Source organism: Streptomyces sp. MNU76 (genome assembly GCF_020982545.1).
GTDB lineage: Bacteria > Actinomycetota > Actinomycetes > Streptomycetales > Streptomycetaceae > Streptomyces.
In genome coordinates this window covers 91,640-103,015 of the sequence record NZ_JAJKLK010000008.1, presented here as the reverse complement: position 1 = coordinate 103,015, position 11,376 = coordinate 91,640, and the positions used below count along the sequence as shown (strand labels likewise).

The 11,376-nt window shown below is 72.6% G+C and carries 13 protein-coding genes; 4 read left to right on the top strand and 9 right to left on the bottom strand.

Going from position 1 to position 11,376, the window contains the following annotated elements; all coding sequences use genetic code 11:
• Nucleotides 1–6 precede the first annotated feature (6 nt).
• The 7 genes from E4N62_RS20705 to E4N62_RS20675 all read right to left on the bottom strand — a co-directional run bounded on the left by E4N62_RS20705 (nt 7) and on the right by E4N62_RS20675 (nt 6,758).
• Nucleotides 7–594 carry a hypothetical protein gene (locus E4N62_RS20705; RefSeq protein ID WP_230216513.1) on the bottom strand — a complete coding sequence of 196 codons (588 nt, stop codon included), beginning with the start codon at nt 592–594 and terminating at the stop codon, nt 7–9.
• A 1-nt stretch (nt 595) separates the two neighbouring features.
• On the bottom strand, nt 596–2,164 hold the full coding sequence (locus E4N62_RS20700) for an AAA family ATPase (RefSeq protein ID WP_230216511.1): 1,569 nt from the start codon (nt 2,162–2,164) through the stop codon (nt 596–598).
• Nucleotides 2,165–2,190: 26 nt separating this feature from the next.
• Complete coding sequence (locus tag E4N62_RS20695; RefSeq protein ID WP_230216509.1) at nt 2,191–2,544, bottom strand: hypothetical protein; 354 nt, start codon at nt 2,542–2,544, stop codon at nt 2,191–2,193.
• Between the two features lie 195 nt (nt 2,545–2,739).
• Nucleotides 2,740–3,066, bottom strand: coding sequence for a hypothetical protein (locus tag E4N62_RS20690; protein ID WP_230216507.1), 327 nt, complete (start codon nt 3,064–3,066; stop codon nt 2,740–2,742).
• Nucleotides 3,067–3,115: 49 nt separating this feature from the next.
• A complete protein-coding gene (locus E4N62_RS20685; RefSeq protein WP_230216505.1) occupies nt 3,116–4,900 on the bottom strand; it encodes a hypothetical protein in 1,785 nt (594 codons plus the stop codon).
• 58 nt (nt 4,901–4,958) lie between these two features.
• Complete coding sequence (locus tag E4N62_RS20680; RefSeq protein ID WP_230216503.1) at nt 4,959–5,426, bottom strand: hypothetical protein; 468 nt, start codon at nt 5,424–5,426, stop codon at nt 4,959–4,961.
• 177 nt (nt 5,427–5,603) lie between these two features.
• Nucleotides 5,604–6,758 carry an aromatic acid exporter family protein gene (locus E4N62_RS20675; RefSeq protein ID WP_230216501.1) on the bottom strand — a complete coding sequence of 385 codons (1,155 nt, stop codon included), beginning with the start codon at nt 6,756–6,758 and terminating at the stop codon, nt 5,604–5,606.
• Between E4N62_RS20675 and E4N62_RS20670 the strand changes: the two genes are divergently transcribed.
• From E4N62_RS20670 to E4N62_RS20655, 4 genes are all read left to right on the top strand, one after another.
• Nucleotides 6,757–7,056, top strand: coding sequence for an SDR family oxidoreductase (locus tag E4N62_RS20670; RefSeq protein WP_374117026.1), 300 nt, complete (start codon nt 6,757–6,759; stop codon nt 7,054–7,056). The two genes, E4N62_RS20675 and E4N62_RS20670, sit on opposite strands and share 2 nt — an antisense overlap.
• Before the next feature lie 135 nt (nt 7,057–7,191).
• Nucleotides 7,192–7,878 (top strand): GAF and ANTAR domain-containing protein, encoded by a 687-nt coding sequence (locus E4N62_RS20665; protein WP_374117025.1) that lies wholly within the window; start codon nt 7,192–7,194, stop codon nt 7,876–7,878.
• A gap of 322 nt (nt 7,879–8,200) precedes the next feature.
• Nucleotides 8,201–9,085: an SDR family oxidoreductase gene (locus tag E4N62_RS20660; RefSeq protein ID WP_184897561.1), complete on the top strand. Its 885-nt coding sequence runs from the start codon at nt 8,201–8,203 to the stop codon at nt 9,083–9,085.
• Between the two features lie 89 nt (nt 9,086–9,174).
• A complete protein-coding gene (locus E4N62_RS20655; RefSeq protein WP_230216499.1) occupies nt 9,175–9,345 on the top strand; it encodes a hypothetical protein in 171 nt (56 codons plus the stop codon).
• Nucleotides 9,346–9,542: 197 nt separating this feature from the next.
• Here the strand turns inward: E4N62_RS20655 and E4N62_RS20650 are convergent, their stop codons facing one another.
• A complete protein-coding gene (locus E4N62_RS20650) occupies nt 9,543–10,106 on the bottom strand; it encodes a hemerythrin domain-containing protein (protein ID WP_230216497.1) in 564 nt (187 codons plus the stop codon).
• Between the two features lie 200 nt (nt 10,107–10,306).
• Nucleotides 10,307–11,161: a GNAT family N-acetyltransferase gene (locus E4N62_RS20645; protein WP_230216495.1), complete on the bottom strand. Its 855-nt coding sequence runs from the start codon at nt 11,159–11,161 to the stop codon at nt 10,307–10,309.
• Nucleotides 11,162–11,376 lie beyond the last annotated feature (215 nt).

Below are 11,376 nucleotides of genomic sequence, written 5' to 3'. Positions count from 1 at the left end.
GGGGCGTCAGCCAAGGGTGTCGTCGACGCCCAGATCGCGGCGCATCTCCTGGCGCATGTCCGCCAGGAGTGTCCACGCCTTGCGGACCTCCGGCTCGAACGCGTCCAGCGTCCCGGCGTCCACGGGCACGGCGGCGAGGAACTTCCGGAGCGTGCCGTACCCGCTGTTGAGCTGCCTGCTCGCGGCGCCCGCGGAGACCAGTACGGCGGTCGGCAGGATCAACTGGGCCTCGGCGTAGGCCTCCCGGTGGGCGGCGCGGCGCTCGTCCAGTCGCTGTGCGCAGTCCTCCACCTCGGGGCCGTCCCGCAGGGCGTGCCACAGGTTGACCTGGGCGGTCTGGTACTGCCGGGCGGCAGTGTTGAGGGCGACGCAGCAGGCACGCCGCAGCTCGTGCCGTTCGCGTCCCCGGGCCGCGGCCAGCTCGGCCCGGCGCACCCGCTCGGCGTGCTCGCGCTCCTCGCCCTGCTGCCGGGCCAGCGCCTGGAGTTCCAGTCGCTTGGTGCGGTCGGCCCGGCTCTGCGTCAGCAGGGCGGCGCCCAGTGTGCCGACGACGCCGACCGTGGCGACCGCCAGGGCCACCCACGCGTCCCCCATCTCAGGTGTCGCCGAGGACGACCACCCTGCGCGCGGTGCCCGCTCCGGGGGTGGTGGTGGCCGGGCCGGACCGTCCGGCGGGTACCGCGCGTTCCCGGCCCCAGGCGCGGATCTCCTCGATCTGTTCGGGGTTGCTGCGGCTGAGGGGGGCCGTGTTGGCGAAGGTGTCCTCGACGAACGACGCGTCGAGCCGCTCCACCCCGCCGCCGAGCAGGACCTCGGCGCCCACGTCGTGGAGGGCCGACTCGATGTCGGAGCCGGCGAAGCCCTCGGAGAGGTCGACGAGCCGGTCGAGCTGGTCCGGGTGGGGTTCGGCCTTGACGTAGCGCCGGTAGTAGAGGGCGATGATCTCCCTGCGGTCCTGGTCGTCCGGCAGGTCCACGAAGAACAGTTCGTCGAAGCGTCCCTTGCGCAGCAGTTCGGGCGGCAGGCTGCGCACGTCGTTGGCGGTGGCGACCACGAAGACCCGGGAGTCGGACTCCTGGAGCCAGAACAGGAACTGCCCGATGATGCGCTGCTGGACGCCGGAGCTGTCGTGGCTGCCGGCCAGTCCCTTCTCGATCTCGTCGATCCACAGGATGCAGGGAGCGACCCGGTCGGCGGCGTCCAGCGCCTCGCGCATCCGTCCTTCGGACTCGCCCAGGTAGCGGCCGTGGATGCTGGCCATGTCCAGTCGGTACAGCGGCAGCCGCCACTGCTGGGCGATGGCCTTCGCCGACAGGGACTTCCCGCAGCCGGGGACGCCGACCAGCAGGACACCGCGCGGCGGGCGCAGCTGGGTGCCGCGCAGGTCGGTGTGGATGAGCCGGTGTTTACGCTCCAGCCAGCCGCGCAGGTTGGTGAGGCCGCCGACGGAGTAGTCGACGTCCTTGAGGGCGAGGCGTTCGAGTCCGGCGAGGTTGTTGAAGATGCGGTCCTTGGAGCTGGCGAGGGTCAGCACGTCGGCGGCCTCCACGGACCCCTTGGCGATGAGGGTGGCCATGAGGTTCACCGCCTCGCCCTCGGTGACGCCCTGGAGGAACTCGGCGGCCCGGCGGGCGTCGTGCTCGGTCCAGGCGATGGAGACCACGCCCCGGTGGTCGGTGAGGAAGCCGCTGATGGTGGCGTACATCTCGTCGGCGTTCGGCAGGTCCAACTGCAGGCTCATACCGAGTCGTTGCAGACCGCTCCAGATCGGGTTGTCCGTGATGAGGACGACGCATCCGGCGTGGGTGTCGGCGATCCTGGCCAGTTCGGCGACGTTACGGGTGAAGGGGGTGTCGGACTCCAGCTCGCCGGGGTCGACCAGGACGAGGGTGGCGTGGGGGCGGGCCGCGAACTGGGCGGCGGCGAAGTCCATGGCGCCGGTGAGCGACCGGTCGTCGAGGACGGCCGCTCCCGACCGCAGATCACGCAGTCCGGTGGCTCTGGTGTGGATCCAGAACTGCTGGTTCGCGCGTCTCGGCTGGGTCGCCACCTCTTTGAGCATGCGCAGGGCGCGGGCCTGTTCGATGGTGCGCAGTCCGACGACGGGCACCCGGGCGGTGAGGTAGTTGTCCAGGTCACGCTTGCTGTCGGAGTAGTTCGCCATGGTGGGTCTCCGGGGTGCCGTTGCCGTCAGTCGGGGGTGACGATGCGCCGTCGTCCGGTCGGCTCGTACCAGCCGGCCGGGGGCGGGGCGGAGGGTTCGGACAGGACGGCGGTGAGGGGGTTGTCGCGCAGGGTGCGGCGCCGGGTCTCGACGGCGTGGGGATCGGCGCCGTCCGCGAGCAGGGCCCGCACACCCCGTTCGAGTTCCTCCTGCAGTCGGCGGGTGTGCTCGTCCATGAGGGTCGCCATGCGGGCGCGGAAGTCGGCGGGCAGGCTCGGGTGGGTGACGACGGAGCGGACGGAGCGCAGCACGTCGCGGCCACGGGTGAGGGCGCGGCCCACCGAGAACTCGTCGGCCGCGTCGTTCACCTCACGCACCATCAGGTCCAGTCCGCCCTGGAGGCGGCGGTCGACGGCGGAGGCGATGCGTGCGAGCAGCCGCTGCCAGGTGTCGGCGGGCAGGTCCTCGGGGACAGCGGGGGCAGCTGGAGGGGTCGGGGCGGGTGCCGTCGGCCCATTCGTCCAGGGTGCGGGCCCAGCTCAGGTAGTCGCTGCCGCCTCCCCACCGGGCGCGGTTCACAGGTCCCTCTGGGGTCGGCGTACGAGTTGTTCACCGGGCGGCAGGGGTCCCAGGCCGGGAGGTCGGTCACGGTCCGCCGCAGCCGTCGGGTGACGGGCTCGGGCGTGGGCTGCCCCGGCGGCCGGGCCGGTCCCGAGGCCCAGGGGTGGGTGCGGGGACGGTGCCGCGGGGCCGGGCGGCGGGGTGGCGGGGTCGCGCTGTTCGGGGAGGTCCGGCGGCTGGGCCGGCCTGAGGGGCGCGGCGAGCGGGCGCAGGTGCTCCGGGATCTCCGGTCTGAGCCAGGGCGGCGTCCCGTCCGGCGAGAAGGCGAGATCGTCACTCATGGTCGTTTCCTCTCGGTGGTCTCGGCCACTCCGGGTGGTTCCGGTGGTCTCAGTCGCCGGTTCCGACGACGCGGCCCTCGAACGGGGAGGGCGCGTTGGTCGCGGTGTTCAGGGACGCGATGAAGGTGCGGGCCTCGGCCTCGACGAAGTCGGCCGCCCAGTACTGCTGTTGCCAGTCGGTGAGTTCGGCGTGGGCGCCCCGGAGCCGGCCGAGTGCCTCCGCCATGTGCCAGCTGAGCAGTTCACGGGCCTTCTCCTGCGCGGTGCGCCCGGCTTCGGCGCGGTTGTACAGGACGATCCCCCAGATCCCTCCGACGGCGATCGCCGCGAGGAAGGCGAAGCCGACGTGCACGCCGAGGAAGACCATGAGGATGGCGGCGACCGTGGCACCGAGGAGGGCGAGCTGGGAGGTGTAGTTGTAGGCGAGCGACTTGACGTACAGGTCGACGTAGCCGCTCCAGTGCCGGGTCAACGACGCCTCCAGGTCGGGCAGGTCGTCGGTGAGCGGCTTGGTCCAGGTGGTGAGCTTGAAGCGCTGGGTGCCGTGGCTGACGCCGTAGGTGTTGCGCAGGGAGATCTCGATCTTCGGGGGCATCGCGGCCCGGTAGTCGCGGCTGAATCCGGCGTGCGCCTGGGCGAACCACTCCTGGCACGACGCGACGGCCATGCGCTGCGCCGCCGGCGAGGCGCCCACGGCCGTGGGGTCGAGGGCGGCGACCGACTGCACGCTCAGGTAGTTGCGGGTCTCGTCCAGCGCCTCGGACCGCATGTCCACCTCCTGGCGGGCGGCGTCCTCGTCCCCCGCGTGGCGCACGATGGCCTCGTTGAGCAACAGCTTGCGTTGCAGGGGGAGTTCTTCCTCGTCCGAGTTGCGGACCAGACCGTCGAGGATGTCGTCGACGGTGTCCTCCAGGTGGGAGGCGGGCAGGAGTTCACTCTCCATGAGGGCGCGGAAGCGGGCGAGGAGTGCCTCGTGCGCGCGGGCGCGGGCGAGAAGGTCGTCCAGCACCTGCCACTGCGGGCACACATCGGCCAGGCGCGGGAAGTCTTCGGCGGCCGAGGGGGCGCGCAGGGCGTCGATCTCCTGACGCCAACGCGCCACCTGGGCGGCGCGTACGGCGTCGTCGTCGAGCAGGCGCTGCCGCCACTCCTCCAGGGTCTCGCCGAGCAGTTGACGTCCCCGCGCCCCGAAGGCGCCCTGGGAGACGCACTCCAGGACGACCTGGAACTCCCGGCCGAGCACCCGGGGGTCCTGGCCCTCCAGGTAGTGCCGCAGCCAGCGCACGGACGCGTCCTGCCGCCCCTGTCTGCGCAGGATCAGGGCGAAGAAGAGCGAGGTCTTCGAGGTCGAGCGCCGGAACGCCTCCTCCACGGCCCGCGCGCACAGCGCCTCGTCGTCGCCCGCCCAGGCGGCCAGCCCGACCAGGGCGGGGGCCAGCCAGTAGCGCGGCGTCTGGATCATCAGCTCCTCGCTGACCTGCCGGACCGTCTCCTCCTGGACGAGCCCGGTGTCGAAGGCCTGGAGGATGCCGGTGGCGGAGCGGCGGACGACCTTGTGATGGCCGTAGGTGTGCTCGATCTCGTCGTTGATGCGGACGATCCGGGTCTCGGCGCGCTGGGCGGCGGCGATGCGTTCGGATCTCCCGACGAACTCCAGGAATTTCTCGTAGAGCACGTCCAGGCGGTCCTTCGTCTGCGCCTGTACGGCCTTGACGTCGCGGACCTCTTCGTCCACCTGCTCGATCTGACCGCCGAGCGAGCGGACGGAGCGGTCGAGCTGGCGCTCCAGGTTGTTGAGGCTCCTGACGATCGGGCCGAGGTTGATGTCGCTCACGGGGGTCTCCGTTCCGTGCCGTGTCGTTCTGGTGAAGCGCGGTCCGCCGGTGCGCCGCTCAGGGCCTGACGACGCTGCCGTCGGGCAGCACGGGCAGCACCAGTCCGTCGGCGTACACCTCGACGAACGCGTACGCGCCCGAGCGGGCCAGCATGCGGGCGCCGTCGAACGGGGGCGGCATCACGTCGTGTGCCGCGCAGTGCCCCAGGATCCGCCCGTCGAGGCCGAGCCGATGGTCCACGTAGGGGGAGCCGAGCAGGCAGGGCGCGACGAAGCCCACGGGCACCGGCGCGCCCCGGCTCACGTACTGCTCGTGCAGCCAGGAGGCGATGTCCCGGACCGAGGCGTCGTCCACGGCGGCGTCCAACCGGCGCAGCCGGCCGAGGAGTTCCGGCGTCCGGGTGGCGAACAGTTGCCGGGTCGCGGCCGGTCCGGTCGTGGACGGCGCGGCGATCCGGGCGCCGCTGTGCGGGACGAACGTGCCCGGAGGGACGACGACGCGGCGAGGCCGCTCAACGGAACCCATGAATGCCCCCTGCTGAACATGGACCGACAGGCGTCCCTTCGGTGACGCTCGGTATCCGAAGGGTAGTGACGCCTCGTCAACTGCGCCTAAGTTGAGCGGAATCCATCGACAATGACCGTTTACTACCCGGATAAGTACCGGATAACTACCGGGCGGCCTACCGCGACCGACGCCGGCTCAGTGCGGGACGAGCTGATCGGCCAGGCGGTGGGCCTGGGCCAGCAGCGTCCCGTACGTCACCAGCGCGTCGGGGTCGTCGGCGACGGCGGGCAGCCGGCCGCGGAAGTCGTCGAGGGTGCGGTGGAGTTCCCCGACGGCCTCGCGCAGCTTCTCCGCTCCGGCGTCGTCGTGGCCGCCCGGGGCGAACCGGGTCCGTCCGTAGAGGCTGACGGCGCGGGCGGTGCGGTGCAGGAAGTCCGCGTAGGGCCGGGCGATCGCCTCGGCCGGGCGGGCGGCCTTCCCTCCGCCGTCGGCGGCCTCCCACACCGTCCGGGTCACGCCCGAGGTGTGGACGGCCACATGGTCGAGCACGACCAGTGCGTCGGCGTACGCCTTGCCGGGCGGGGCGACGGCGTGCCTGCGGCGCCCCCACGGGTTGACCCGCATGCTCTCCTTGCTCCAGCCGATGGCCTGCCGCGCCTGGTCGACCAGCCGCCCGAGCCGCAGTGCGCGCTCGTGCCACTCCCCCGCCTGGTGCCCTTCCCACTCCCCGGCGGCCAGCCCTTCCGCCACCGCGTCCAGGATCGCCTCGGCCTCCCGGGCCGCGTCCCGGAGCGCGGCGCGGGTGTCGCGCAGATACACCGGGGGCCTGATCAGCGCGTTGACCGCGACGCCCACCACCGCGCCGAAGACCGCCTCCGCGATGCGGGCGGCCGACGCGGCGACGGTGACCTGGCCGCCGGTCAGCACGAAGAGCGCGCCCGTGGCGGCGTAGACGCCCTGGCTCCCCAGCCGTTGCCACTGGCCCAGCACCAGCACCGTCGGCAGCACCAGGGCCATCGTGACCAGCGCGTGGTCCACTGCCAGGGCCACGCCGGTGGCCACCACCGTGCCCACCGCGATGGCCCCGAGCTGCTGCAACCCGTGGGCGAGCGACCGGAACACCGTGGACTCCACCAGGACGACCGCCACCCAGGGCGCCACGAACGCCATGGGGGCCGCGAGCCACCAGCCCGCGACCGCCCACGCCAACCAGGCGGCCAGCGCCGCCTTGCCGGCCTGCGCCACCAGATCCCGTTCCCGCCCCGGTCCGGCCCACGCCAACCGCACCGTCCGTACGGCCGCCGCGCCACGCCGCCGTGTCGCCCGCATCACCCTGCCGGTCCACTCCATGCCCCACCAAGTGCCACGACAGCGGCGACCCGCACCTCCCGACGCCCCGCATCTGGCCGAGCGCGGCGTCCGCGCCAACGTGGTGGCCCCGGGTCCGACCTGGACCCCGCTCAACGAGGCGGACCAGCACATGCCGCCCGAGGGTCTGGCTCGGATCGGCAGCGAGGCGCCCCTGGGCCGCGCGGCCCAGCCGGAGGAGATCGCGCCGACCTACGTCTACCTGGCCTCCGACGCCGACGCCAGCTACACGGTCGGCGAGGTCATCGCCGTGACCGGCGGCATCGTCGACACCCGGTGACCCGGGCCCACCGTGAAGACGGTGGCGTACCGCGCGCCGCCCCGGGAAGGCGGCTGTCGCAGCCGCCTCTCCACGGGGTCGCGTGCGAGGCTTGGGACGTCGGAATCTCCCAGGCCGGGCGAAACGGAGGACGGTGTGGACTGGGATCGGTTCGCCCAGCAGATGGCGTCGATGGCGCGCGACCTGCTGGCACAGCCTTCGGTCGACTCCACACTGGAGCGGATCACGGCCTCGGCCACCGAACTGGTGGAGGGCTGCGACGCGGCCGGCATCCTCGTGCTGCACGGCACGTCCGCGGAGACTCTCGCTCCCACGGACCAGCTGGTCGTCGACAGCGACCGGCTGCAGGAGCGGCTGCGGGAGGGGCCCTGCTTCGACGCCGCCCGTGATTCGGAGGGCGAGCGGGTCTTCCGTATCTCCGACTTCTCCGCCGAGCAGCCGCGCTGGCGGGCCTACGCCCCGCAGGCCCGCCGTCTCGGGGTGGGCAGCATGATGGGCTTCCTGCTCTTCACCGAGGAGGAGGACCTCGGCGCCCTGAATCTCTACTCGCGCAGGCCCGGCGCGTTCACCGAGAACAGCGAGTTGGCCGGCTGGCTGCTGGCCTCGCACGCGGCGGTCGCCTTCTCCAGCGCGCGCACCCATGCCCAGCTGGAGCGGGCCGTCGCCACCCGCCATGTGATCGGCGAGGCCATGGGCATCCTCATGGGCAGCCACCAGCTGACCGAGGAGCAGGCGTTCGACGTGCTGCGCCGCTTCTCGCAGGAACACAACATCAAGCTCCGCGAGGTCGCCCGCCGGGTCTGCGAGCAGGGCGGCCTCTGATGCCACGGCGCGTGGGCCGGCTCGTGACACCAGGGCGGATGGGCCCCTGACGCGTCCAGGGGACGGCTCCTCCGGCACGTTGTCAGAACCAGAGAAGCCTGACCGGGCCGACCCCCAGGGGAGCGCCGTCGAACCCGGCCTTCCCACCAAGTCCCCCGCCTCGGCTCCCCACACCCCGGAACCGCCGACCAATCCGACGGGTTCGGCCACAGCCCGGGCCGCCGGTCCGCACGGCGTCGAGCAGGCAGGTTCGGGTACCCGGCACGGGCACGCGGGGGCGACCGTCTCCGCCCACCCACCCACCCGACGAAGGGCCGTACCCATGAACGACGACGACGTGCGAAACCCGGTCGAGCGGCATCCCCGGCCGGATCTCCCCCAGCAGGACCAGGACCATCCCGGCTGGACCGGCCCGATGGACCCGCCGCCCGACCACGGGGAGGACTCCTACCGGGGCAGCGGACTGCTCCAGGACCGCAGGACGGTACTGACCGGAGGGGACTCCGGTATCGGCCGCGCGGTCGCCCTGGCGTACGCCCGGGAGGGCGCGGACGTCCTCTTCACCCATCTGCCGGAGGAGGCCGAGGACGCCCGGGAGACGGTCCGGCTCGTCGAGGAGGCCGGGCGGAAGGCGATCGCCGTCCCCTGCGACGTACGCGACGAGGAGCAGTGCCGTCGCCTGATCGAGCGGGCGGTCGACGAGTTCGGCCGGATCGACGTGCTGATCAACAACGCCGCGTACCAGATGGCGCAGTCCGACGGCATCGGCGCGATCACCACCGAGCAGTTCGACCGGGTGGTGCGGACGAACCTCTACGGCATGTTCTGGCTGTGCCGGGAGGCCCTGCCGCACATCCCGGCGGGCGGCTCGATCATCAACACCACGTCCGTGCAGGCGTACAAGCCGAGTCCGCACCTCCTCGACTACGCCATGACCAAGGGCGCGATCGTGACGTTCACCCAGGGGCTGGCGCAGATGGTCGCCGCGGACGGCATCCGGGTGAACGCGGTGGCGCCGGGGCCGGTGTGGACACCGCTGATCCCGGCGACGCTCCCGGACACGAAGGAGTTCGGCAAGCAGGCGCCGCTCGGCAGGCCCGCCCAACCCGCCGAGATGGCACCGGCGTACGTGTTCCTCGCCTCCGACCGGGCGAGCTTCGTCACGGCGGAGATCCTCAACGCCACCGGCGGCACCCCGCTGCCCTGAGGGCCGTTTGGGCACTCCGGCACCGGGCACCCGTGGGCGCGACAGCAGGAAGCGGTTCGCATTCGGGTTCGGAAAGAAGATGAGATGCCGTGAGCACGCACACCGTCGAAAAACTCGTCGTCCGCGAGAGCGGCTGGGCACAGGCCCGGCGCCGCCGCGGGAAGGGTGTGCGCCTGTGCCTGCCGGCCGTGACGGACCGGGAGCGCACGCAGGCGGCGGGGGCCGGGACGGACTCGCACATCGTGAAGGGTGACGACTGACGACGGACGTCGACCCACGTGACGTCGACCGTGACGTCGACCCACATAGCGAGCGCGGCGAGTCCCGAACGAGGTGGACGAGGTAGACGAGGTAGACAAAGGCGGACGGCGGCGGGCCGGTGGCCACCAGGTGATCCTGGTCCCCACCGGCCCGCCGCCGTCCGCCTCGTCGGTCGCGTGGTCAATCGCGTGCCACGTCAGTCGTCCTTGCCCCGGCCGGACAGCGCGTCCCGCATGCGGTCCACAAGGCCCATTCCGGGGGCGAGCAGCTTGTTGGCCGGCGGAGTGTCCGGGGCCGCCGGGTGCGGCCGGGTCGGGGCCGTCTTCTTGGCCGAGCGGACCTTGTCCCCGAGACTGTCCAGGGCGTCCACCGAGCAGGCCGCGCGCAGCTTGGGGAAGAGGTTGTTCTCCTCGTCCTGGATGTGCGACCTGATCTCGGTCATCAGCTGGGTGGCCAACAGGTCGAAGTCCGGGTCGTCGGCCTCGCACCGCTCCAGCGCCTTCATGGTGCGCTCGGCCTCGGCGTGGTCCTCCAGCTCACGGTCGGCGATCGCGTCGCCGTCCGGCAGGTGCTCGCGTACGGCCGGGTAGAGGTACGCCTCCTCGGCGACCGAGTGACGCACCAGCTCGATGGTGACCTGGTCCATGTGCTGCTTGCGCCGGGGATCGCCGGAGGGCAGTGCCTCGATCCGGACGAACATCTCCTCCACTTCCCCGTGGTCCGCGGTCAGTTCGTCGATGACATCTCCGCCGTGTCCCATGTCTCGCGCTCCTCTCCTCGATACGACGCTTGCGCCATCCGTACCCGCGAGCCTCGTCGGGCCCGCGGCGCGACCCCGAGTACCCGCGAACGGCCCAGCCACGCGGCCCTCCTGCAATGTCCCCCGACGGACGTTCGCCGAGCTCAGTGCCGTGGCGGCGGGCGGCCCGCACCGGCACGGCGGTGGCCGGCTGTCGACCGCTACGACCGGGCGGGCTGGTCGGCGATCAGCAGGGTGCAACCGGCGGGGCGGAAGCCCAGTCGGGAGTAGATGCGGGCCACGGCGTCCTCGGCGTAGGCGAGGAAGACGGTGCGCACCCCGTGGTCGCGGGCGTGTGCGACCAGGGCCGCCGTGACGGCTGCGGCCAGGCCCTGCCGGCGGGCGGTGGGCAGGGTGCCGACGCCGCCGATCTCGGTGGTGCCGTCCATCGGATGGAAGTGGCCGACGGCCAGCGGCGTACCGTCCGGGGCGACGGCGGCGACGAGCGCCTTGTGCCCGGCGCGGAGCACGGGGCGGACCGTCTCCACGGTGCCGTCCGCGATCAGTTCCCGGGCCACCGCCGCCAACTCCGCTCGGCCGGCCGCGCCGACGGCGGTGCCCTCCTTCGCGAAGGCCAGCCGCGGCAGGGCGAGGGCCGCGGGCAGCACGGGATCGTCGGCGGTCAGCGCCCGGAGGGTCACACCGTCCGGCACCGGGTGCGGGGCGACTCGGTGGGACGGGTCCAACGCCATCAAGGGGCGTTCCAGCACCGGCAGTCCGGAGTCCTCGATCGCGGCCCGCAGCGTCGGCGCCGACTCGGCCAGCCACTCGAACGCCTCCGGGACACCGAGTTCACGCTGTCGGGCCCGGACCCGTGCGATGTCGGCGGCACCGATCGCCGCGGCCCTTCCCACCGTGGGCTGGGCGTGACCGGGCCCGCCGTAGTAGGGAGCGCCCGGCTCCTTGCGTACGAAGAGCCGCAGCGGCCCGAACTCCTGGACCTCCGCGAACCGCGACGGCACGGTGGTGTAGTACCGCTCGATACGGGCCCGCAACGTTTCGCTCACGGGCCGCATCCCACCACGGGTCGGCGCCGTCCCGCATCCGGATTCGTGGGCGGTGGTGGGCAGTTGGTCGTCGGGGGGCCGTTGGCGTGCGAGACGCACCGGCCCGATGGGACCGAACGCGCGCCCATTACGATCTCCGGAGACGAACGCGCGGGGGGTGCGTGAGCGGGTGCACCACTCCGCGTGAGCGGCGAGGCCATGTTCGTACACACTCTCGAAGGACG